Source organism: Bifidobacterium sp. ESL0822 (assembly GCF_052606675.1).
Genome location: NZ_CP199596.1, coordinates 1,256,893 through 1,280,818, shown reverse-complemented (window position 1 = coordinate 1,280,818; position 23,926 = coordinate 1,256,893). Strand labels below are relative to the sequence as shown.

Here is a 23,926-nt window from a genome sequence, read left to right as displayed (position 1 = left end):
TGTTGGTTTCCAACTCGCCGACCCCGATCATCACATAGCGATCCTTTTGAAATAGGGATCAGGGCTTAAGCAGAAGGCCTTCCCGCAGCAGATTATGCGCGGGAAGGCCTTCTTATGTATTACAGCGGATTATTCAATTTAGAAATTGCCGCCGTTCCAGCCCCAGTCAGTAGTGGCCGTGTAACGGATGTAGGTACGGTCCTTAGGAATGGACAGCTCCGATTCCAGCGCGTCCATGATGGTCTTGGTCAGATTTTCCCAGGCGGACTTGGGCACGTCACTGCCGAAGACGTTGACCTCCACATAGGCTGCGGGCTTGCTGTCGTCACCACCGAAGTAGATGGGCATGTCCGACTCGAAGGGGCACATGAGCCAGCCCTCGGACTTGCCGGGGACGGCGGTGATGGCCTTGCCATAGGCGGTCTTGATCCGCTCGCGCTGTTCGGCGGTGATGGGTGTGCTCACATGAGTGTGGATAACGGGCATGATGCTTCCTTTCCTGTCCGTCAGGCATGACCAATCAGAATGATTCGATCCGCCTGACGGATGGCTGACTATTCCCGTCCCATAGTAGCCTCGACCGGGTGGAACGAGCTCAGCGCCAGCCGAAGGGACGATGACGCAGGGACCAGGCTCCTAGACGATGGGCCACCGAACGCGTGTTGACAGGTTTGTCGGGCGCGGGTGCGTCCAGCAGCCACTTGCGGATCAGGAAGTTCCAGATGGCCACTACCACGGTGGCCGTGATTTTGGCGATATTTGAGTAGAGCAGATAGCGGGCGTGCATGGTGGTGATGGCATCCGATGGCAGCATGGCGGTACCCAACCATAGAATCACCTCGTTGATTCCCAGACCGATGACCGAGGAGACCAGGAAGACCGTCATCTCCATCCACCGGGCCATGTCCTCCCGATGCTTGAAGACGTAACGCATGCTGGCCAGATAGTTGAAGACCAGAGAGATCAGGAAGGAAATAGCTCCTGCCAGGACATTGTTCAGGTGTGGCCCCATGATCAGCAGGTTCATGATGCCGATGTCAATCAGAAAGGCGATGACGCCCACGATGCCGAACTTGAGCAGCTGTCCGATTAATCTACGCACGGTAGCCCATTCAATCATTCCTCCTGTGCTGTCAGGGTACCAGGAGCCGCTTGTGTGCAAAAGCCTTACGTTACGCCCTCAGGCGGGCAGCTCGGTCAGAATGGGCTCCTCGGTGCTGTTGCGGATCTGACGGAAGCCTACAAAAGCGATGGCCAGCGAGGCCAGAGCCAGGGTAGTGACTACACCGAATCCGCCCTGGGATCCGTAGCGGTCGATGAACTGCCCGGCCACAGCCGAACCGGCCGAAGACCCGATTGAATTCATGGCGCTCAGCCAGGCCATGCCTTCGGTGAAGCGGATGGGTGGCACCAGGTGGAGCATGAGCTGGTTGCCATTGATCCAAGTGGGTGCCTGGCAGACGCCGATGATCAGATAGATGACCATGATGGTCCAGAGATTTCTGGCGAACATGAAGGTTCCGATGCCCAGGTTGACCACCAGCAGGCAGAAGTAGAAACGCTTCCAGAGGGGGATGGTCCAGTTTTTGGCCCCGTACAGCAGGGCACCGACCAGGGAGCTGAAGGAGAAGCAGGCGAAGACGAACCCGGTCATCTGCTTCATCCCCTGCTCGGTGGCGAAGGCGATGATGGAGATGGATGCTGCGCTCTGGAAGGCTCCCAGACCGAACCAGGTGGCGCAGACGGCAATCATGCCGGCGCTCCAGAAGGCGCTGCTGCGGTCGTTCCTGCCCTCCTGTGCCCGCAGATGAGACACCTGCTGAGCCTGCCGCTCCCGGTACTCCTTGCGGGTGATCCCTTGGGCGCGGGCCATGTCCGTCTGCGAGGGCGGCTCGGTTTCCCGGCAGGAGAGAAACATAAAGGCTCCGACCAGCACGCAGATCCCGGTGAAGGAGAAAGCCAACACGCCTGAAATGACCGCCAGTATGGAAGCCAGTGGATTACCGATCACCCACATGGCCTCGTCGAAGACGCCTGACAGGGACAGGGCCTGGTTGGTGGCCCGGTGGTCGCCTCGCAGCAGATGTGTCCACCGGCTGCGGCTCATGGCGCCCCAGGGCGGAATGGCTGCCATGAAGGGAGTGACCAAATAGAGCACCCAGGTGGGAGCGTGGGCGGTGATGGCTGTGATCAGGACCGTGGCGGCCACAATCCAGACCAGAACCGTGGGGATGGAGACCTGTCGCTGGCCGAACTTGTCAACCAACTTGCCCAGCATGGGGCTGACCAGGGCCAGGGCCACGGCTTGGATGGCGGTCAGGGCTCCGGCCAGGGAATAACTGCCGTAGTAATGCTGCACCGAGATGGTGATGGTCATGCCCACCATGGGGAAGGGCATGGAGGCAATGACCGATCCGACTGCGAACCGCGCCGTATGAGGCAGTCGCAGAAGCGCTGAGTATCCTCCGAAGACTCTGTGACCGGCTTCGACCAGAGCCGCCTTCAGTTGCCGTGGCATGGGCTGTTCGTCTCGCTTTCCCTGGGTGTTTTCACGGTCCCGAAGCATGTTTTCCACAAGACCTTCTAGACGCACGAAAAGGAAGTGGGGATGCTGGGGGGACTGCTACAGTGGTAACCATATTGGCGCCTGATCGGTGCCATTCGGATAGTGATAATTCTACCCCCCGCCATGGTCACTTAAGGGGCCCGTCGGGGAGCTTGGGAGGTGGGTCGTGCCTGCGACGACCATTCATTTCGTCCGTCATGGCCAGGTTGATAATCCCGATCATATTCTCTATGAGCGATTGCCGGGATTCCATCTGTCTGACAGAGGCAGGGCCATGGTAGATGCGACAGCCCGCTTTATGGCCGAGGCTCCCGGCATGCGCAATCTGGAAGCCGTCTATTCCTCACCACTGGACAGGACCAGGGAGACCACGGACATCCTGCTTGAGCAGATCAATCCCGCTCGTGTCCGGCACGGATTGAAACCGTTGGAGCCTATCTACGACCGTCGTCTGATCGAGGCTGGCAATGAATTCCGCGGCAAGCACGTCGGGCACGGGCAGGGGGCCCTCTGGAGACCCTCCAACCTGCGGCTGATTCTGGATCTGCGCCGTCCCAGCTGGGGGGAGTCCTATCGGCAGATCGCCCGGCGAGTGGGGGATTTCGCCCGGCAGGTGGTCCGCAGCCATCCTGACGCACAGGTTCTCGCCGTCTCGCATGAATCGCCTATCTGGTCGTATCGTCATCTCTTGGAGACCGGCCATCCCGAGCACAATATGCTCCTTAGAGCCACTGCCTTGGCTTCGGTGACCTCCATTACCCTGGACTGTGAAACCGGCAAATTGCTGGGAATCGCCTACGCGAACCCGGCGGCAGGCGTGTAAAGACCGCTTGAGCGGCCTAGGATAGCTGGGGATACTGTCGTGGATGACTGTCCGAGAACCCGATGAAGGAGTGTGATGATCATGGTGCATGTACAGGCGGGCGCGGAGGCAATAGCCGGACGGCCCACTGTGGCCGAGGCAGCTGAACAGGGGGCCAGGCTGGTCGACCTCTGGCCCTTGACGAGTGCCGAGCATCTGGCCAACGACGCCAAATACGCGGAGGACCTGCAGGTGCGCATCAGCATGGTGCTGGCACAGCTGATGACGGGTGAGGATGTGACCATCCCCGACGCTGAATATGTCTATGAGGGCGCTGAGGATATCCCCGGTCGTCCCCAGGATTTAGTGGATGCGCTCATGGCGGCCAACGATGCCATCGAGGCGGCTTCACAGGCGCAGGACGACCAGTCCCGGATGCTTGCGGATTTGGCTGAAACCTTGGGCAGCGGCTGGGACCAGGCTCGGCGGCAGGATGTGGTTGCGGGTGCGGCCAAGGCTGAGCAGTCCCTGGACGATCGGAACAAATCTCCCGAATCTCCTCAGAACAAGGAGGGGGTGGCCCAGGCCCTGGCTACGAGTCTGGAGATATGCCGGGACTTGCTTCAACGCGCAGGCGCTGACCCTGACCATGCTGCAGCCGCCGCGCCGGTCCTGGTCTATGTCAATGAGCTCAACGAGCGACTGGGCATTCCCCGGGCCTTCCTGTCTGACGAGGATGTAGTCCGTGCCCTGAAGGTGCTGGATGATCCCCAGGCTTTCGCCGACCTGCTGGCCCCTCTTGTGGGCGCTGAATGGGATCACCATCGTCAAGAGGTGCTCTGGGACCCCGAGGAGGCCAAGCGCAAGGCCAAGGAGGACGACGAGCGTAAGAGCCGCGAAGCCCTGCAGGCCAAGTTCGCCCATGTGCCCGAGGATCCCAACAAGCCTCCTGTGGAGCTTTAAGACCTTCCGCCCTTCGCCTTGGCATCGGTCAAGGCGAAGGGCAGGGTGGATTCAGCGATCGAAACGGGCTCCTCGTGGATCGCTGGGTCGGGCCAGCAGAATGATCCCGGCGACTGCTCCGGCGATCATGATCAATGCGCCCAAGCCAAGCAGGGAGAGCGAGGACCCTGGATGCCCGTCGATGATAGCCACGATGGCGAAGACCAGAGGGATGCCACCCACCAGCTCGCTTACGAAGGGCAGGAGTATCCAGAATCCGGACATGTTGGTGTCGTGAAGTCGCCGTATGCCCACGGCCAGATTCGGTATGAAAAGTCCAAGGGCGACCAGGAAGGATAGGATTCGTCCCACAAAGACGGATCCTGAGGTGATGATCGAAATCGCAAAGTCGATGAGGAAGATCATTAGAAAAACCCACCAGAATTCCCCGCGGGAGGCCCTCCCGGAAAAGACGGAATATTTGACGAAGAAACGCTTGCAGGCGTTTACGAAGTCAATGCCGTACCAGGGTGCGTTCAGCGGAGGCTCGCCGTTGAAACCGGCATCCGCATAGGGATAGGCCGGATACTGAGGGACCTGAGGTCCGGGCTGGTACCCTGCCTGATATCCCGATTGGTAGCCTGCCTGCGACCAACCTTCAGGCGATTGATAAGAGTTGTCCGATGCATAGCCAGACGGCGGGGTCGTACCATTGGGCTGGCCATTGGCCTGGCCGGGATTCGGAACTTGACCGTAGGGTGCCTGCTGCTGTCCGTAGTACTGCTGTTCATTGGACTGTTGACCATAGGGTTGTTGCTGGTTGTAGCCTGACTGTTGAGCCTGTGGCTGTTGACCGTATGGCTGCCCTTGATATGGCTGTTCCCGGCGGTAATCGTCGGCAGGTCTTTGCGTTTCCTCGATCGGATGGTAGATGTTGCTCTGATCCGAAGCTGCCGGCGCATAGCCGGATTGTCCTGGTTGGGGCTGGTTCGGGTAGGCTGTGGGTCCTGAGCCGGATCCGTCTGCGGGATTGTTCCGGGGCCAGCCGTAGCCCGGACCCTGATCAGCTGAACCCTGGTCATTGGGGGCCTGGTTCCCACTGTTCGTATCGTCTGAATGGCTCATGGTATCGTCCCTCTCATCTTCCGTTGATTATTCCGGATCTGACTTCATCCCTATTATGGCAGGCCTGCTCTTCTGCTTGCCGGTCATGGATAGCTCAGGGGATCGGGGACTCGTCACATTTACTTGAACCGATCTGTCGGATTCGGTATGTGATTGCTGTTGCAAGACTCTTCACTCGTCGTCCGGATTGACCATATGGTCGTCGCCGGCATCGCCCAGAAGTAGCCGCTCGGTCAAGGTGATCAGGCCCAGCAGGAGGGCGGTCAGCAGGATGATGACAAGGGTGGCCGAGAAGATCAGCGGGGTTCTGAAGGAGTTGAAGGCTGACTGCAGCCATATGCCCAGGCCGTTCCTGGCGCCCAGATACTCCGAGGTGGCCGCGGTGGCGAAGACATAGGCGGCGCTGATGCGCAGACCGCCGAAGATCTGCCCAGCGGCAACCCTCAGCTTGACGTGCCAGAGGGTCCAGGTCCGGGTTGCCCCGCAGTTCAGCGCCACGTCCTGATAGAAGCGGGGCACGGACTTGAGTCCCCGGTAGGTTTGGACCACTACGGGAAAGAGGGCGAAGACGGCCACGATGACCACCTTGCCCAGGGGTTCGAACCCGAACCAGATCACAAACAGGGGAGCGATGGTGATGAGAGGAATCATCTGGGCGCCGGCGATCAGTGGGTAGAGGGCATCGTGCAGGGTTCGCCAGCTATAGAGGGCCAGGCCGACCACTATTCCCAGGACTGAGGCCAGGACGAAGCCCAGCAGGCCCTCAAGGGCGGTGATGGCGGTAGCGGGCAGCAGGTCCTCACGGGACTGCACCGTTGCAACTAGGATTCGACTGGGCGCTGGAAGAACCTGTTCGCTGACTCCGCCCAGGCGGGCGGTAAGTTCCCAGATGATCAACAGCGCCAAGAGGGTGAGAGTCGGAGGCAGCGCCCGGGTTCTGCTCTGCTTCCGCACACTCATCGATCGGCTGCTTCCCGAACGTAGCGATCGGTCCACAAGTCCGTGGCCTGAGGAGCCTTGTTGGGGTCGCCCTTCTTGGCGTCCCGATAGGTGCCCGCTTTGAACTGGAAGTCCAGATAGTCCTGGGCATCCTTGACGTTGATCAGTCCGGTAATGCTTCTTTGATCTGGACTGTCAACCCAGTATCCCTCCTTGACGATGCTCTCCATGGAGCGCTTGGCCAGGGTCGGGTCGATGGCCGATCCCTTGGTCTCCTTGACCAGGATGTCCGCCGCCTGGTCGGGATGGCTCAGGGCGTAGTTGTATCCCTTCAGGCAGGCCTTGACGAATGCCGTCAGGGCGCGACGGTGGCCGGCCTGCTGCAGCCAGGAATTCTTGACCACGAAGCCCAGCTGGTCGGGGTTGCCGGGAACTCCCCAGTCGGCCTGGGTGAAGCAGTGCAGTGCCGGACCCTTGAGTTCGCTCTCCACGCCCTCCCAGTTGGCGTAGAAACCGGCGAAGTCGCCCTTGCCGCTGGTCAGTGTGGCGAAGGTGTTGGTGCCGCTGGTCACCCGCTTGAAGTCGCCCTTGCCGCCTGCATAGCGGATCATCTGCTTGACCACGGCCGTCTGTTCGGCCGAGCCGAAGCTGACGAAGGTCTTGCCGTCGAAGTCCTTGGGGGTCTGGATGTCGGTGCGCGAGGCCAGCGAGCACCAGCGCGCCACGGAATGCTGGCCTATGTTGAAGACCTGCCGCAGGTCAGATCCCTGGGAGTTGAAGGTGGCCAGGTTGCTCAGCTTGGAGAAGCCGACGTCGGCGACCCCGTTCTGAACGGAGGTCTCTGCCCCTGCCTGAGCCGTCGGCAGGATGGTAAGCTTCAGGCCGGCCTTGTCGAAGTAACCCAGGTGCCGGGCCACGTAGATGCCCACATGATTGGTGTTGGGCGTCCAGTCCAGCATGAAGGAGAGCTTGGAGCCATCATCGGCCTTGTCGTCTGCCCCCTTGGTCCCGCAGGCTGCGCTCGTAGCTGCCATACAGAACGCTGCTGTCAGGGCGATCGCCCGTACAATCAGTTTGTGGCCGGGAATTCTCCTGAAGCCGCTGTTCTCCGACATGCTCATCACTGTCACCTTGCCTCTCCGGCACCCCTGGTGCCCATCCGCATCGGGGCCGCTACGGGAAGGTGAGGAGCCCGCGCGACGATCCGGTACGGTCTTGACCGATGGAATTCTGCGATGTGTGCTACGGCTGCTGCCACCAGCCGCGCGAACAAGACCACTCTAGTCCAACCCAGCCGGTCCTGCCTCGCCGTGATGAAAGGTTGCATCATTTGCCCTTATACTGGAGACTCACGAGAGGTCCGTGCGGGCCGACCGCTGTCGGTCTCGTCCGGAGCAAGACAACCGATTTCGGTAGGGTTCGACGGAGGGTTCCCATGTCGGTGACCATCAGTGATGTGGCCAAGCAGGCGGGCATGTCCGTATCCACGGTCTCCCAGGCGCTCAACGACAAGGGGCGCATCTCCCCGCCCACCAAGGACAGAGTCCGCAGGGCGGCCATGGAGCTGGGATATATCCCCGACAGCCGAGCCCGTTCCATGCGATCCTCGCGCTCGCATGCCGTAGGCCTGCTGGTCCCCGACATCCGCAACCCTTATTTTTCCGAGCTCGTCTACGCCGTCCAGGACCAGCTCTATTCGGCAGGCTATGCGCCCTTGATCGGCGTGTCCTCTTGCCGGGCCAGCAGGCAGGAGGACTATTACCGCACCCTTCTGTCCCGGCATATGGACGGTGTCCTGGTTGTTCCTGACGGGCCAACGTCGCCCATGCTGCGCACCATGCTGGCAAGGGAATTCCCTGTGGTCTTCGTGGACCGTCCCGACCGGACCCTGCCCGGTGTCCCTCTGGTGGATTCCGACCCTGTGCCCGGCCTGGAGGCGGCCTTGGACGCTCTGGCAGCCAGGGGATGCAGGCGAGTGGCCTTTGTCCCGGGCCCGGAGAGCCGCTCCTATACCTTCCGCGAGCGTGAGCAGGCTTTTCTGTCCGGCGTGGATGCCCGTCAGGGGCTGACGGGGTTGGTGGTCCGCCAAGGATTCGAGGACCGTCCCCGGGCGGCTGCGACCATGCGCCGCCTGCTCGGTCAAGGGGTGGATGCGGTCATCTTCGGCTACTCGGCCGATGCCATCAAGGCCGTCGCCGTGGAGTGGGACAGCGACCAGCGTTCGCGTGTGCCTCTGGTCTCCTTCGATGACCTGGAGGTCTTTCAGCTGGTCAGTCCCCAGGTTTCGGTCATCTCCCAGCAGGTGGATCGCATGGGCCGGCAGGGCGTTGACATGCTCCTGTCCATGCTTGAGCCGGGGAGACAGGCTCCGGAGGGCATGAGCGTGGATCGCCGGCTGCGCACCCAAACCCTTTTCGTGCCACGGGGTCTGCTGACTTAGGCCGGTTCCCGCCTGATGCAGGGGTCGGGTCTCGACAAAATATGTGCGTGTCGGCTGGTTGCCTCCTTCCTGTAAATGACCTCTACCGGCCTTTCGGCCATTTGCCGCCCTTGTCCAGACCCCGCTCTTTGTGACTCAGGTCACAAAACCTGGGAATTACTAGATGTGGGAAACGAATCATTCTCGGGCACTACATATGGTGGTCACGACGTGATAGAGTGAGTCTTGTCATTAAGAATGACATCCATGTGATTCGCCGTTCCCAGTACGGAATTTGGGAACGCCAAAGTAACCGCACATGAGTAACCGCATGAACCGTATGAGGAGCGACGATGGATACTGAGGTCATGACCGATAGCGTGAAGGAGCGTGGCATTTCGGATCGCGATGCTGTCGATGGCATTCTGGTCGAGAAGCGCGACGGCCGGATCGTCGATTTTGATCCCGTCAACATCATGAATGCCATCGAAGCCGCCTTCAAGGATGTCAAACACGAGGTCAGCCCCGAGGATCGTCAGCAGATCCGGGGTATGGCCCTGACCGTTCAGTCCGAGATCACCGATCGCTACACCAACCCGGTCAAGATCGAGGACATCCAGACATTGGTCGAGCATGCCCTGGTCAATGCCCATCTTTATGAGATTGCGCGCGCCTATACCTCATACCGTTTAGACCGTGACATTCAGCGTGCCAAGGCCACCGATGTCAACGAGGCCGTTCACCGCCTGACCAGCAAGGACGAGACTCTGGTGCGCGAGAACGCCAACAAGGACGCCAACGTATACGCAACTCAGCGCGACCTGCTGGCTGGCGCGGTCTCCAAGGCCTCGGCCTTCGCCATGCTGCCCAAGGATGTCTCCAACGCTCATATGAAGGGCGACATCCACTTCCACGACGCGGACTACTCGCCCTTTACGGCCGAGACCAACTGCTCCCTGCCCGACTTCGGTGATATGCTGGCCCACGGTTTTGAGCTGGGCAATGCCATGATGGACTCGCCCAAGTCCATCGGTACGGCCGCCACGCAGATCACCCAGATCATCAAGGACATCGCCGGATCCCAGTACGGTGGCCAGACCGTCAATCGTTGCGACGAGATGCTGGACAGGTACGCGCGTCTGGACTACAAGAAGAACTATTCCATGGCTGAGGCCGTCCTACCGGACGAGGAGCCCATCGACGTGGCCAAGGATGTCGTCCGCGGCCTCAAGGCCCGGGAGGCCGACTGGCTCCACCTGGATGATCGTGCCCCTATCGGCGAGGACGCCCCCTTCGATCTGGACGCTCCGCAGATTGTCCGGTTGCGTCAGGTCTATGCCAAGATCCTGACCCGCAAGAACATCTACGATGCCATGCAGACCATGGAGTACCAGATCAACTCCAACCGTGTCTCCAACGGGCAGACCCCCTTCGTCACCGTGGGCTTCGGCCTGGGCACATCCTGGTTCGCCCGTGAGATTCAGCGGGCCATCTTCCTGATTCGTATCCGCGGACTGGGCAAGGACCGTCACACCGCCATCTTCCCCAAGCTGGTCTTCACCATCAAGCACGGCCTCAACGCGGACGAGGGCGATCCCAACTACGACATGAAGCAGCTGGCTCTGGAGTGCTCGACCAAGCGCATGTACCCTGACGTGGTCTTCTACGAGAACCTGGTCAAGATCACCGGTTCTTTCAAGGCCCCCATGGGCTGCCGCTCCTTCCTGCAGGCCTGGACCAACCCTGAGACGGGCGAGGATGAAGAGGACGGCCGCATGAACCTGGGTGTCGTCACCGTCAACATTCCCCGCATTGCTCTGGAGTCCCGAGGCGACAAGGATCGCTTCTGGAAGATCTTCGACCAGCGCATGGAGGTGGCCCACCACGCCCTGCAGTTCCGCATCATGCGCTGCAAGCAGGCTACGCCCATCAACGCACCCACCCTCTACCAGTACGGCGCCTTCGGCAGGTTGAAGCCGACCGACAGTGTGGACACCCTCTTCCGCAACAGCCGCTCTACCGTTTCGCTGGGCTACATCGGCCTTTACGAGGCCACCAGCGTCTTCTACGGCAAGGACTGGATGAAGGACCACTCCTGGGATCCGGATGGTAAGGAGTTCGCCCTGAGCATCGTTCGCCGGATGAATCAGCTCTGCAAGCAGTGGGAGAAGGCTGAGGGATACCACTATTCGGTCTACTCCACTCCAGCTGAGTCGCTGACTGACCGCTTCGCCCGGATGGACAAGGAGAAGTTCGGCGTAGTCGACGGAGTCACCGACCACGACTTCTACACCAACAGCTTCCACTACCCGGTCTGGCTGCGACCCACGCCCATGGAGAAGCTCAGCTACGAGCGGGACTTCCCCTACCTGGCCTCCGGTGGGTTCATCAACTACTGCGAGTTCCCCTCCATGCAGCAGAATCCCAAGGCCCTGGAGGCGGTCTGGGATTACGCCTACGACATCGGCATCGGATACTTGGGCACCAACACCCCCATCGACCACTGTTTCGTCTGCGGCTACGAGGGTGACTTCGAGCCCACCGAGGAGGGTTTCAAGTGCCCCGAGTGCGGCAACGACGATCCTGATAAGTGCAACGTGACCAAGCGCACCTGCGGTTATCTTGGCAACCCCGTCCAGCGGCCCATGGTCCACGGCAGGCACGAGGAGATTGCCCACCGCGTCAAGCATATGGAGGGCGAGACCGGCCACGTGGTCCTCAAGGATGGATCCACCAAGGAGTGGTTCGACGACAAGGCCGAATAGGCTCTGACAAGGCGCAGTTAATGGCGGGCCGGGTAGTTTGCGGCCCGCCATTGTCATGAGGAGGATCAGATGACGGACAAACAGGGAGCCATGAGAAAGACAGGCGGCCACCGTGACTTCGCCGCTGATGAGCAGGGGCGCGGTCCAGGGGTTCCCTCCGCGCTGACCAACAATCCCAAGGCCGGCCAGTGGGACGGTCGTCGGCTCAGTCGGGGAATCGTGGCGGACTACAAGCGTCTGGTCATGACCGACGGCGAGGGGATCCGCTGCTCCCTCTACGTCAGCGGCTGCCCCTTCCGCTGCCAGGGGTGCTACAACGCATCCATCTGGGACTTCGGCGCCGGACACCCCTATACCCAGCAGCTTGAGGACCGCATCGTCAAGGATCTGTCGCTGTCCTATGTGCAGGGCATTACCTACCTGGGTGGTGAGCCTCTGCTCAACACTCCCATGCTGCTCGGCCTTTCTGAGCGGATCAGGCGTGAGTTCGGCCATGAGAAGGATATCTGGTGCTGGACCGGCTACACCTGGGAGGAGCTGAACCGGCCGGGGGAGACCCCGGACAAGGCTCAGCTGATCTCCTATCTTGATGTGCTGGTGGACGGACGCTACTTGGAGAATCGGAAGAACAGCCTGCTCCAGTTCCGGGGCTCGGACAACCAGCGGATCATAGACGTGCCGCGTTCCTTGGAGCAGGGCCGGGTGGTCATCTGGCCCAAGCTGCATGACCAGACCAGGTTCATTCCGGAGACCTACAGCAAGGGCCGGCAGCAGGAGCAGCAGCGGGGCTGATACCAGTTCCGGCTCTGTATTGTCCTACGTCGCCTTGCCGGGGCACAATGGGTGTCATGACTGATGAGCATGATCACGACGCCAAACCCGACCTGCCTAAGGATCTTAGGGTCCGCTTCTGCCCTTCGCCGACTGGCACCCCGCATGTAGGCATGGTTCGAACAGCACTCTTCAACTGGGCCCAGGCCCGGCACTCGCATGGCACCTTCGTCTTCCGCATCGAAGACACCGATGCCCAGCGCGACAGCGAGGAGAGCTACAAGCAGATCCTGGAGGCCCTCAAGTGGCTGGGGTTGGACTGGGATGAGGGCGTGGAGGTCGGCGGCCCGGATGGCCCCTATCGACAGTCCGAGCGTGGCGACATTTACCGCGATGTGGCCCGGCAGCTGCTTGATGCCGGTTATGCCTATGAGTCCTACTCCACCGCTGAGGAGATCAGGGAGCGCAACCTGGCCGCCGGTCGCCCGGCCGCTTTTGGCTATGACGGCTACGATCGCGACCTGAGCGACGAGCAGCGTCAGGCCTTCCGCGATCAGGGCCGCCGTCCCGCCCTGCGCATTCGCATGCCCGACGAAGACATCGCCTTCGACGACCTGATTCGCGGGCATATCGAGTTCAAGGCCGGGTCCGTGCCCGACTACGTGATTGTGCGCCCCAACGGCGATCCCCTTTATACTCTGACCAACCCGGTCGATGATGCCCTGATGCACATCAATGTGGTCCTGCGCGGCGAGGATCTGCTCAGCTCCACCCCCCGGCAGATCGTCCTCTACCGATACCTGATGAAGCTGGGCATAGCCCGGGCTATGCCTCTGTTCGGACACCTGCCCTATGTCATGGGCCAGGGCAAGAAGAAACTGTCCAAGCGCGACCCTGAGTCCAACCTCTTCCTGCACCGGGAGCACGGCTTCATTCCTGAAGGCCTGCTCAACTATCTGGCTCTTCTGGGCTGGTCCATCGGCCCAGACCGGGATGTCTTCTCCATGGAGGAGATGGTTGAGCACTTCGACATCCGCGACGTCAAAGCCAATCCGGCGCACTTCGACATCGACAAGGCCGTGGCCATCAACGCCGAGCACATCCGCATGCTGGAGCCACAGGACTTCTTGAACCGGTCCCTGCCCTACCTCAAGCGTGACGGGCTGGTGAGTGCCGTGCGCTGGCAGGACCTGAGCGATCGGGAGCAGCGGATTCTGAGTGCTGCCGCCCCCCTGGTCCAGCCTCGCGTACGTCTGCTGGAGGAAGTGTCCGGGATGGTAGGCAGTCTGCTCAGCCAGGAGGAGTACCTCGAGCCTGAACCGGATGCCCGTAAACAGCTCAAGGATTCGGCCGGACAGGTTCTGGATTTGGCCACTGCCGCCCTGCAGAATGTGTCCGAGCAGGATTGGAAGGCCGATCACCTGCACGACCTTCTCACTCAAGCGCTGGTGGATGAGGGCGGCTATAAGCCCCGTCTGGCCTTCGGCCCAATCAGGGTGGCGGTCTCGGGAAGGCGGGTATCGCCGCCCCTGTTTGAGTCCCTGGAGATCCTAGGCAAGAGCACAACACTCCGAAGGTTGGCCAACTTGCGCCAAAACCTATGAGCGGGTATATTTCTTTTTTGTTGTGCTACTGACCTGTTGAACCGGGTTCGTACGCGGCGAAAAGTGAAGCCCCCGTCGTCTAGCGGTCTAGGACTACGCCCTCTCACGGCGCCAACACCGGTCCAAATCCGGTCGGGGGTACGACATGTGGCAACCGTCCAAGCGATTGTCGCACAGCCAATTGGGGTATGGTGTAATTGGCAACACAGGTGATTCTGGTTCATCCATTCTTGGTTCGAGTCCAGGTACCCCAGCAGTAGAGACATAGAGTCCCAGGGAGCGGAGCACCGACACGGTGTTCCGCTCTTCTTATTTAAGCATTACCATGGATTCTAGGAATGCCTCTGGTTTGCAAAGCGGCGGCCAGTGGTATCCACGAGAGTTACTCACGGTGTGAGCAAGCAAACAAAAAGAGGAGGCCTGGCAAACTGCTATGTCAGAGTTTCCGATGATGGAATCTGATACTTTGAGCATAGAAGCTTGAGTGATGAACCCAATCATCGGCTGATCGGGCAACATCACCCGGTATATGAATCATTGTACGATTTTTTCGGTAAAGGTGTGTGATTATGACGACAATCATGGTGTTGGGAGCTGGTTATGCGGGTCTTCGCGTGGTCAAGAAGCTGGCTCATGCAAAGACTGATGCCCATATAGTCCTGGTCAATCAGAACGAGTACCACTACGAGTCCACCCAGCTGCACCAGGTGGCGGCGGGAACCAAGGAACCGGCGGACGTGGTCTTCGACCTGCGCAAGTCCCTGCCTGATTCGGTGGAGCTGATTGTCGACAAGGTGGTCGGCATCGATCAGGACAACCGCAAGGTCAGCCTGGAGCATCACGATCCTCTGTCCTACGACTACCTGGTCAACGCCCTGGGCTTTGAGTCCGAGACCTTTGGCATCAAGGGGGCCGATGAATATGGATGGCCCCTTGTCGACGTGGACACTGCCTTGGCGGCCCGCAAGAAATTGGAGCAGACGCTGGCTCGCTATCAGACCAGCCATGATCCGCTGGATTTGAGCATCGTGGTCTGTGGCGCGGGCTTCACCAGCATCGAGTATCTGGGCGAGCTGGTCTACCGGCTGCCTCAGCTCTCGAAGCGCCTGGGCTTCCCCATGGATCAGGTCAAGGTGGACTGCATAGAGGCATCGCCCAAGATTCTGCCCATGTTCAGCCAGGATCTGGTCGACTGGGCTGTGGATTACCTGCGCAAGCGGGGGGTCAACTTCCACACCTCGACTCCCATCACCGAGGTCAAGCAGGATGCCGTGGTCTCCAATGACCAGGAGTTCAAGGCCCATACGATCATTTGGACAACGGGTGTGCGTGGGAGCCACGTTATTGCCGATTCCGGGTATAATCAGAAACGTAACCGTGTAGTGGTCAGGGATGACCTGTCGGTGGAGCAGCATCCAGAGGAGTTCCTGGTGGGTGATGTCAGTGCCGTTCCCGACCCCCAATCGGGTCGGCTCTACCCAACCACTGCACAGATTTCGATGGCCCAGGCTGATACCGCGGCCGCGAATGTCCTCGCCAGAATGCGGGGGCAGGAGCCCCAACGGTTCACCTTCCGAAGCCTGGGGACCGTGTGCTCTCTCGGTCCCCACGCCGGGGTTGCCGAAATCGACCGTATGGGCACGCTGAAGCTCAAGGGCAAGGTGGTCTCGGTCCTGAAGTGGATCGTGAACGAGCGGTCGGTCCTGGAATTGGCTGACGTGCGTACCATGTTGGAGAGCAACTGAACCAGCGTCTCAAGGGACGTAAAGGGCTAGACGACGAGGGAGAAGAGGACGAACATGATTCAGGTCATGAGGAAGCGGCGCATGTTCGTCCCGTCCCAGTCTCGGATTGGATCGTTCTGGGCGACGATGGCCATCGGCCCTGCGTCCATCGACATCATTGACTACCTCCTGCTCCTCCTCATTCCGACGGAAACAGCGGCTCATTGTCGCTTCCGTCCGGATGGCGGAGATTCCCGTGCCAGTGCGCGGATCGGCAGGAGCGAGAGGAGAGTGGCATTAGCATGAGTTTTCTACAAGGTTTATGGTTCTTTGTCATCGGCCTGCTTTTTGCGGGATTCCTTCTGCTTGAAGGGTTCGACTTCGGCGTTGGCATGGCCACCAGGTTCGTGGCCCGTGACGGTGATGAGCGCGCCACCTTCATGAGGGCTATCGGCCCCCACTGGGATGGCAACGAGGTCTGGCTGATTACAGCCGGCGGTGCGATGTTTGCTGCTTTCCCGCTCTGGTACGCCTCCCTTTTCTCGGGGTATTACCTCCTGCTCTTCCTGGTGCTGGTCTCCCTGATTCTGCGTGGCGTCTCATTCGAGTTCGCCTCCCATGCGCTGACTAGCCGCGAGCGTGGTGTCTGGCAGTGGGCCAACTTCATCGGTTCGCTTTTCGCGCCATTCTTCCTGGGTATGATGCTGACCAGCCTGATCCAGGGCATCCCTATGGATAAGAACGGCGATGCCTGGCCCGGGTTCTTCGACGTGTTCAACTGGCTCTCTGTAGTCGGCGGCATTGCTGTAGTCTTCTTCAGCTTTGTTCATGGCCTGCACTTCCTGAGCCTGAAGTTGGGTGCCATGGATTCCCGCCGGATGCTCAACGTCAGCGAGAAGGCCTACTGGATTGCCTATCCGGCCCTGGTCGTCTTCGTGCTCCTGGCCATCTTCAACACCGACTTCTACAAGGCACGTCCCCTGTCCACCTGGCTGATTACCGTCATCATCCTGGCATCAGTGATCGGAGGCCACGTTGCCGTCTTCAAGAAGCACGGCGGCTACGCCTTCACCTGCTCGGGCATCACCCTTATGGCCATCATCGCCTTTATCTTCAACGGGCTCTTCCCGCGGGTGATGATCGCTGACGATCCGGCACACAACCTGCTGATCCAGGATGCCTCGGCCTCGCCGCTGACCATGAAGATCATGACTATTGTGCTTTGCATCTTCCTGCCTATCATGCTGGCCTACTTCATCTGGAGCTACTTCATCCAGCGCAAGCGGCTGGACACCGATGGAGCTCATCTGACCTCACCTGTGGCTCCTTCGGCCACCGTGGCTGAGACCGTCTGAGAGCCAAAGGAGGCAGGGGGGCAGTGCTGGCAGGACCGGAGCGCATCCGGAGGGTAATGCATTGATTGACAAGAATCTCTTCCGTTTCGACGGAGTCCGGTCCACCTTGGGCCTGCTGGCTGCCCTGTCCCTGGTTCAGGGAATAGGTGTGGTGGTTCAGGCCTATGGGTTGACTTTGGCTCTGGTGCGCATTTGGCACCTTCAGAACCTCAAGGTGCTGGTGGTGCCGGTGCTGATTTTTTTGGCAGCCTACACCTGTCGACAGCTCTGCGATGTGGCCAAGGATCGTTTTGCCACTGACCGTGCCGACGCCATCGTAGCCGAACTTCGGCCCCGTATTCAGGACAAGGTCTTCTCGCTGGGGCCGTCGGCTCTGGCCCGGCGTGGCACGGGCTCGGCCGTCACCATGCTGGTGGATGGGCTTGACCAGGTGCGTACTTACGTGCTGACGGTCCTGCCAAAGATGATGGATCTCATCTTCATCCCATTGATTGTCTTGGTCGTGGTCTGGACCCAGGATGCAGGTTCCGGGCTCATCCTCCTGCTCATGTTGCCTCTGCTTATCTTCTTCATGGTCATCCTGGGCCTGGCAGCCAGGGATCGTTCCAGTCGGCAGTACGCTCAGTTCCGCAAGCTCAACACCAGGTTCATGGATACGGTCCTGGGTCTGCCGACCCTGAAAATGTTGGGCATAGACAAGGAGTACGAGGACGAGATCTATTCGGTCTCGGATCGTTTCCGCAAGAGGACCATGAGCGTTATCCGGGTCGCCATGACCTCCACCTTTGCTTTGGACTTCTTTGCCACCTTGGCAATCGCCATCATGGCCGTTTTCTTGGGCAACAATCTGATCAATGCCAAGGTGGAGCTCTTTCCAGCCCTTTTGGCCCTGATTCTGGCCCCTGAGTACTTCATGCCCATCCGCCAGTTCGGAGATGATTTCCACGCCACGCTGAACGGAAAGAACGCCTTGGATGACATCGCGGATATGCTGGACCAACCGGAGCCCAAGCGCTTGGAGGAACTGGACTGGTCCGGGTGGAAGGAAGACAGCCACCTGCGTCTGAAGGGAATCGACTTCTCCTATCCTGGTCCCAAGCCGGTAGAGAGCAATGCTTCAGCCGGGGCGCAGATGGATGCCATGGCCAAGTCCGAGAGCCAAAAGTCCGGCAAGAAGGGCAGCAAGCGCAAGTCTTCCAAGGTTCATGACGGTAATGGGGAAGCGACCTCGGCTGAAGTCGGTTCCACGGCATCGCAGGGAACTGGAGACGAGGCAGCTGTGGATTCGCAGGAACAGCCTCTGGCACTGAGCGGCCTGGACTTCAACCTGAGCGGTTTTTCCAAGGTGGCCATTGTCGGTCGTTCTGGAGCCGGCAAGTCCACGTTGATGGATCTGCTGGCCGGCTTTGACCAGCCCAAGGCAGGCGCCATCGACCTGGATGGTCATCAGCTGGAGCATTGCAACGTGGCTGCCTGGCAGCGGCACATCAGCTACATTCCGCAGAACCCCTTCATCTTCCACGGCACAGTGGCCGACAACATCCGCTTCTACAAGCAGGATGCAGACGATGCCGCCGTGGCCCGTGCAGCCGACCGAGCCGGATTGACCGACTGGCTGCAAACATTGTCTGATGGTCTGGATACGCGGATTGGAGAGGGCAACCGAGGCATCAGCGGCGGCCAGGCCCAGCGAATTGCCCTGGCCAGGGGGATCCTTGACCCCTCACGCGAGATTCTGTTCTTTGACGAGCCCACAGCCCACCTGGACATCGAGACCGAATACGACCTGAAGCAGACCCTGCTGCCCATCATGGACGGGCACCTGGTCGTCCTTGCCACCCACCGGCTGCACTGGCTGGCCAACATGGACTGGGTGATCATGCTGGAGCATGGACGAATTGTGGCCCAGGGCGATCCGCATGAGCTGATTGGACAAGGCGGACCCTTGGACGCGCTGATCGATGAGATGGGAGGGAACCAGATTGCCGACTACCAGCAGGACTGAAACCGCCGGAAGAGACGGCATGGGATCGCCTAAGGCCTCCCGCCGCGGCCGCGGACTGTCGGGCTACATGCATATCTGGCACCGGGACCATTGGTTCTGGCCCTACCTGCGTCAGAACAAGGGGCTGCTTGCTCTGATCTTCTTCCTGGGAACCATCACCTTTGTGTGCGCGGCCGGGCTGATGTTCACCTCGGGCTTCCTGATCAGCAGGTCTGCCCGCCACCCCTTCAACATCTTCGCCGTATACGTACCGGTGGTCCTGACCAGGGCCTTCGGCATCGGACGGCCCACATTCAAGTACCTGGAGCGCATCAAGAGCCATGACTGGGTGCTCCGAGTGGTTTCCAAGCTGCGGGTTCAGCTCTACCGCACCCTCTCGCAGGACGCGGCCTTCCTGAACGAGCATGAGCGAACAGGCACGGTCCTGGGTATGCTCTCGGATGACCTGGATCACTTGGAGAACTTCTACCTGCGCACCATCTTCCCCACGGTCGTGGCCTACATGATGTGGGTGGTGGTCACCATAGCTGTAGGCGTCTTCTCCTGGCTGACCTCGCTCCTGCTCTTCCTGCTTTTCGCCCTGATCCTGATTCTGGTCCCGCTGGTCTCGCTGGCTTATTCAGACGGGCGTTACGACATGGAGAAGGCACGGCGGCAGGACCAGTACACGGCAGTGACCGAGAGCTACATGGGCCTGGGGGATTGGGTGATCACCCGCCGTCGGCGGCGCTTCGTGGACACGGCGTCCGGTGATTTCAACGACATCGCCACCGGCCGCAAAGAGCAGAAACGGTTCGAACGCTGGCGCAACTGCGGCATCCAGATGATTTTCGCTCTTATGGTGGTGGCTCTGATTGTTGGGGCGGATCTGCGCATGACCAGCTCCACCTCCATAGCTGACTTCGCGGCAGCCGTGGTCCTGGCGGTTTTCCCTCTGGTCGACTGCTTCATCGTGGTCTCCCAGGCCGTGGCCGAGGTTCCCCTTTACACAGACTCGCTGGACCACCTGAATGATCTGACCGAGCGTGTCGAGTCCCGGCGAATTGAGCCGAGCGCCCAGACCAGGCTGGAGGGGCCGATCAAGTCAATCGTCTTCGACCATGTCAGCTTCTCCTATGGTCCTGATGACCCTCTGCTGCTGGACGACTTCAGCCTGCGAATCGAAGGTGGGCAGCGCGTGGCCCTGCTCGGTCCCAGCGGAGAGGGCAAGACAACGGTTCTTCAGCTGCTTCTAGGCGATCTGCGCCCCACCAGTGGCCGCATCCTGATCAATGGAATACCGGTCGATGCCTTGCAGGATCAGCGTCCTGAGCTCTTTGGCTACCTGAACCAGCAGGCCTTCCTCTTCAACACCACCATCGCCTCCAACGTGCGTCTGGGCGCTCCCCAGGCCGATGATGATCAGGTTCGCCAGGCTCTGAAGGCTGTACAGCTGGATCAGGTCGTAGATGACATGCCCCAGGGAATCGACACGCCGGTGGATGAGGCTGGCGGCCGTCTTTCAGGCGGGCAGCGCCAGCGTCTGGCCCTGGCCAGGATTGTGCTCAAGCGCACGCCGATCATTCTTCTGGACGAACCAACCATCGGTCTGGATCCCATAACCGAGCGGCGGCTCATGGCCATGATCTTCAAGGTCAGCCAGGATCGCACCCTTCTTTGGGTGACCCACCACCTCCAGGGGCTGGAGGAGGCCGACCAGGTCATCTTTATGCAGGATGGTCATATAGCCATGCAGGGTCGACCTGTTGATTTGTACCATGAGAACGCCCGTTTCCGTGAACTTTATCGCATGGATGTTTCGGACGTGGACAATGGTGCCGGTCAAGGGATATACTTAAAGAAGCAGTCAGATTCAGATGGACGGAACCCTGTTGAATGACCATCAGGCTGTTTCCCGAGCAATGAATTTTGCACGGTTGTCGGGTCGCCGATCTTGTCGGATGGCTTCTCGACCGGTCACCGTGCGCCGTCGGTTCATGGACTGGACGGTATGGAAACCGGAGCCCGTGGAAGCGACCAGGTCGCGAAGTCGGGGAGAGCTGAAAGGTTCTCGTGGGCATAAGCCTGGTCATATCTGAATCCGTCCGGATTCGACCCGTGTACCCGCGCCCGACGAACCCTGCAGAGATTGGGAGGAACGATGTTCACTGTATTGGGATTGTCTAGATTCCAGTTCGCCATGACGACGATATTCCACTTCTTCTATGTCCCTATGACCATCGGTCTGGCCCTGGCGGTCGCCATCATGGAGACCACCTATGTGGTGACCAAGAAGGATGTCTACAAGAAGATGACCATGTTCTGGTCCAAGATCTTCCTGCTCTCCTTCGCGGTCGGCGTGGTCACGGGCATCATCCAGGAGTTCCAGTTCGGCATGAACTGGTCCAATTACTCCAGGTTCATGGGTGACATCTTCGGTGCCCCCCTGGCCATCGAGGCCCTGCTGGCCTTCTTCCTGGAGTCCACTTTCATCGGCGTGTGGATGTTCACCTGGAATAGGTTCAAGCCGGCCGTGCATGTGGTCTTCATCTGGCTGACCTTCCTGGGTTCCTCCATGTCGGCCATCTGGATTCTGGCTGCCAACAGCTTCATGCAGCACCCGGTTGGTTTCGAGATCAACCAGGCCACTGGTCATGTGCGGTTGCGCAGCTTCGGTGATGTCATGTCCAATCCCCAGCTGTGGATCGAGTTCCCCCACGTCTTCTTTGCCGCCGTCTGCACAGGGGCCTTTGTGGTCATGGGTTGCAGCGCCTTCAGCCTGCTGAGAATGCACATGGGGAACAAGGATCAGGCCGTGGCTGCTGTCGAGGCCGACTCCGAGAAGCAGGCCAAGGTCAACCTGTTCACCAAGTCCATTCGTCTGGCCGCCCTGCTCGGTCTTATCGGTTCCATCTGCGTGATCACCTACGGTGATTTACAGGGCAAGTACATCGTGACCGATCAGCCTATGAAGCTGGCTGCCACCGAGGCCATCTATGAAGACACCGGTGATCCCGCCCCCTGGAATGCTGTGGCTCTGATCAATGAGAAGGACCACAAGATCGAGGGGTCCGTCGAGATTCCCGGAGCCATGTCGCAGCTGGCTTACGGCAAGAAGACAGGTGCCGTCAAGGGCATGAACACCGTCAATAAGGAGCTGCACGAGAAGTATGACGCCAAGTATGGCAAGGACATGAACTACTACGTGCCGGTTACCACCCTATTCTGGGTCTTCCGTCTGATGGTCGGAATCGGGTTTGCCTTTGCCCTGATATCCGCATTGGTGCTCTGGTTCACACGTAAGAAGAAGAACACACTGTTCACCTCGCGTTGGAAGCTCTGGATTATGGGTATTTTTACCTTTGCTCCCTTCGCTGCGACAACCAGTGGCTGGTTGGTGACTGAGCTTGGTCGCTATCCCTGGCTGGTTTACGGTTATCAGACCATTGCCGATGGAGTTTCGCCCACCAGCACGGTGCCGAACCTGCTCTTCACCTGCATCGTCTACTTCCTTCTCTTCCTGGTTCTGGGCGGAGTTATGGTCTTCTACACCAGGAGAACCCTGCACCAGGGACCCTTCTACAAGCCGGATGACGGCAATGGGCCGCAGCCTGCCACGGTGCATGGAGCACCGGCTCGAGTAGCCTTGGCCTGATGGTCGTCTGACCTCAAACCTTTCCTTCCCCTTCGGCAAATCCCCCGCTTCGGACCGTATGGTTCGGAACGGGGGATTTGCTGTCTTAAAGGTTTGCCATCAGTGGCGAGCGGCTGTGAGATTCAGATCAGAACAGAGAGCAATGGCGAACATGATGCGACAGAGGTTATGCATGTTCGGCATAGAGCTGATACCAGGCTGGCTTCACTCATTTTGGTTTTGTTGCTTTGGTTCTGTTGCACCGATTCGTTCAGACCTGGGCGGCCAGCTTGGCTGTAATCCTCTGCAACAAGTCTCGCACCCCTTTGTCCACTGGAGAACCCTCAAGGCTGTCCGCAGCCTGTTGCAGATAGTCCCTGGCGGTTTGCCGACTGCTCTCCATCAGTTGGGGATGGGATCTGAAGTAGTCGACCACCTGGTCGGGATCGTCCTGCTGGACTAGGGTTCTGAAGTTCTCATCCTTTTGGAACCCCAGCAGAACCGGCAGAGTGTAGATTCCGTCGCGAATATCCTCCAGCTTGGGCTTGCCGGTGTCGCGATCCAGATCGAAATCGTTGATGTCATCGATGATCTGGAAGGCCATGCCCAGATTGCTGCCGAAGTCTCTGGCGGTACGTTCCAGGCCCGTGTCAGTTGGCTGGCCATCAAGGCGGATTCCAGTCAGGCAGGCCAGTCGGAAGAGTGCTGCGGTCTTGCCCGAGATGGCCCGGTCGTAATCGTCAATGGTTATATGGGTGTGGTGACGGTCTGACTCCTGGTAGAGCTCGCCACCCACGATCTCACAGACCGTGCCGGCTTGCTCGCGGATAAAGGCTGTGTCAGGGGCGATGGAGGCCATAATCTCCATATAGCGTGAAAGGATCAGGTCTCCTAGATAGATGGCGGCCTTGTTGCCCCGGATGGTGTGGACCGTGGGCTTGTTGCGGCGTATGGGGGCATCGTCCAGAACGTCGTCGTGGACCAGGGTGGCCAGATGAAGCATCTCGATGGCGGCGGCGCCGGTGATGACGGTATCGTCCAGGCGCCCTTTGTTTCGTGAGCCGGCCCGGGCAAAGAGGATCACCATGGCGGCGCGAATCATCTTGCCGTGGTTATCCAGCAGTCGACGGTAATCCTCCTGATAGGGAGCCACATGGGTACGTTCCTGGTGCAGACGGTTGACAACCCGCTCAAGATCCTTGCGCAACAGGAGCTCTTGTCCTTCTGCCATGGAGGTACGCTCCCTCTATCTCGTTAAGAACCGCAACGTATCCAATATACCAAGACCGGGGCCAG

Annotated in this window: 18 protein-coding genes and 2 tRNA genes; 13 read left to right on the top strand and 7 right to left on the bottom strand. The window is 59.7% G+C overall.

The features are described from left to right. Window positions 1-138: 138 nt before the first annotated feature. From ACUIAF_RS05035 to ACUIAF_RS05025, 3 genes are all read right to left on the bottom strand, one after another. Complete coding sequence (locus ACUIAF_RS05035) at window positions 139-486, bottom strand: phenylpyruvate tautomerase MIF-related protein (RefSeq protein ID WP_445337970.1); 348 nt, start codon at window positions 484-486, stop codon at window positions 139-141. A gap of 109 nt (window positions 487-595) precedes the next feature. Then, the gene (locus ACUIAF_RS05030; protein WP_015021313.1) at window positions 596-1,102 is read right to left on the bottom strand and encodes a GtrA family protein; all 507 of its coding nucleotides are present in this window, start codon (window positions 1,100-1,102) and stop codon (window positions 596-598) included. Between the two features lie 78 nt (window positions 1,103-1,180). Then, window positions 1,181-2,518, bottom strand: a complete 1,338-nt coding sequence (locus ACUIAF_RS05025) for an MFS transporter (RefSeq protein ID WP_015021314.1) — start codon at window positions 2,516-2,518, stop codon at window positions 1,181-1,183. 214 nt (window positions 2,519-2,732) lie between these two features. On the opposite strand from ACUIAF_RS05025, the gene ACUIAF_RS05020 reads away from it, so the two are divergent. Next, the gene (locus ACUIAF_RS05020; protein ID WP_445337968.1) at window positions 2,733-3,389 is read left to right on the top strand and encodes a histidine phosphatase family protein; all 657 of its coding nucleotides are present in this window, start codon (window positions 2,733-2,735) and stop codon (window positions 3,387-3,389) included. 81 nt (window positions 3,390-3,470) lie between these two features. Continuing rightward, entirely contained in the window at window positions 3,471-4,331 is an 861-nt protein-coding gene (locus tag ACUIAF_RS05015; protein WP_445337966.1) for a hypothetical protein, read from the top strand. A 51-nt stretch (window positions 4,332-4,382) separates the two neighbouring features. Here ACUIAF_RS05015 and ACUIAF_RS05010 read toward each other — a convergent pair whose 3' ends face one another. The 3 genes from ACUIAF_RS05010 to ACUIAF_RS05000 form a co-directional block, all read right to left on the bottom strand. Continuing rightward, window positions 4,383-5,435 (bottom strand): DUF805 domain-containing protein, encoded by a 1,053-nt coding sequence (locus tag ACUIAF_RS05010; protein WP_445337964.1) that lies wholly within the window; start codon window positions 5,433-5,435, stop codon window positions 4,383-4,385. Window positions 5,436-5,606: 171 nt separating this feature from the next. Further along, on the bottom strand, window positions 5,607-6,395 hold the full coding sequence (locus tag ACUIAF_RS05005; RefSeq protein WP_445337962.1) for an ABC transporter permease: 789 nt from the start codon (window positions 6,393-6,395) through the stop codon (window positions 5,607-5,609). Further along, window positions 6,392-7,408 (bottom strand): ABC transporter substrate-binding protein, encoded by a 1,017-nt coding sequence (locus ACUIAF_RS05000; protein WP_445337960.1) that lies wholly within the window; start codon window positions 7,406-7,408, stop codon window positions 6,392-6,394. Before ACUIAF_RS05000 ends, ACUIAF_RS05005 begins: the two co-directional genes overlap by 4 nt. A 401-nt stretch (window positions 7,409-7,809) precedes the next feature. On the opposite strand from ACUIAF_RS05000, the gene ACUIAF_RS04995 reads away from it, so the two are divergent. From ACUIAF_RS04995 to ACUIAF_RS04945, 11 genes are all read left to right on the top strand, one after another. After that, window positions 7,810-8,814, top strand: a complete 1,005-nt coding sequence (locus ACUIAF_RS04995) for a LacI family DNA-binding transcriptional regulator (protein ID WP_445337959.1) — start codon at window positions 7,810-7,812, stop codon at window positions 8,812-8,814. A 347-nt stretch (window positions 8,815-9,161) separates the two neighbouring features. Beyond that, window positions 9,162-11,558: an anaerobic ribonucleoside-triphosphate reductase gene (gene nrdD / locus ACUIAF_RS04990; RefSeq protein ID WP_110417106.1), complete on the top strand. Its 2,397-nt coding sequence runs from the start codon at window positions 9,162-9,164 to the stop codon at window positions 11,556-11,558. A gap of 69 nt (window positions 11,559-11,627) precedes the next feature. Further along, the gene (gene nrdG, locus ACUIAF_RS04985) at window positions 11,628-12,350 is read left to right on the top strand and encodes an anaerobic ribonucleoside-triphosphate reductase activating protein (protein WP_445337957.1); all 723 of its coding nucleotides are present in this window, start codon (window positions 11,628-11,630) and stop codon (window positions 12,348-12,350) included. Between the two features lie 56 nt (window positions 12,351-12,406). Further along, window positions 12,407-13,933 (top strand): glutamate--tRNA ligase, encoded by a 1,527-nt coding sequence (gene gltX / locus ACUIAF_RS04980; RefSeq protein ID WP_445337956.1) that lies wholly within the window; start codon window positions 12,407-12,409, stop codon window positions 13,931-13,933. A 68-nt stretch (window positions 13,934-14,001) separates the two neighbouring features. Then, window positions 14,002-14,074: transfer RNA gene (locus tag ACUIAF_RS04975), tRNA-Glu, on the top strand. Window positions 14,075-14,115: 41 nt separating this feature from the next. Further along, window positions 14,116-14,187, top strand: a tRNA-Gln gene (locus ACUIAF_RS04970). Window positions 14,188-14,502: 315 nt separating this feature from the next. Then, window positions 14,503-15,678, top strand: a complete 1,176-nt coding sequence (locus ACUIAF_RS04965; RefSeq protein ID WP_110416804.1) for an NAD(P)/FAD-dependent oxidoreductase — start codon at window positions 14,503-14,505, stop codon at window positions 15,676-15,678. A gap of 281 nt (window positions 15,679-15,959) precedes the next feature. After that, entirely contained in the window at window positions 15,960-17,012 is a 1,053-nt protein-coding gene (gene cydB, locus ACUIAF_RS04960; protein WP_110416805.1) for a cytochrome d ubiquinol oxidase subunit II, read from the top strand. 61 nt (window positions 17,013-17,073) lie between these two features. Next, window positions 17,074-19,017: an ABC transporter ATP-binding protein/permease gene (locus ACUIAF_RS04955; RefSeq protein ID WP_445337954.1), complete on the top strand. Its 1,944-nt coding sequence runs from the start codon at window positions 17,074-17,076 to the stop codon at window positions 19,015-19,017. A gap of 19 nt (window positions 19,018-19,036) precedes the next feature. Then, window positions 19,037-20,896: a thiol reductant ABC exporter subunit CydC gene (gene cydC, locus ACUIAF_RS04950; protein WP_445337952.1), complete on the top strand. Its 1,860-nt coding sequence runs from the start codon at window positions 19,037-19,039 to the stop codon at window positions 20,894-20,896. Between the two features lie 300 nt (window positions 20,897-21,196). Then, complete coding sequence (locus ACUIAF_RS04945) at window positions 21,197-22,651, top strand: cytochrome ubiquinol oxidase subunit I (RefSeq protein WP_445337951.1); 1,455 nt, start codon at window positions 21,197-21,199, stop codon at window positions 22,649-22,651. Window positions 22,652-22,901: 250 nt separating this feature from the next. Here the strand turns inward: ACUIAF_RS04945 and ACUIAF_RS04940 are convergent, their stop codons facing one another. Then, the gene (locus ACUIAF_RS04940) at window positions 22,902-23,861 is read right to left on the bottom strand and encodes a polyprenyl synthetase family protein (RefSeq protein ID WP_445337949.1); all 960 of its coding nucleotides are present in this window, start codon (window positions 23,859-23,861) and stop codon (window positions 22,902-22,904) included. Between the last annotated feature and the right edge of the window lie 65 nt (window positions 23,862-23,926).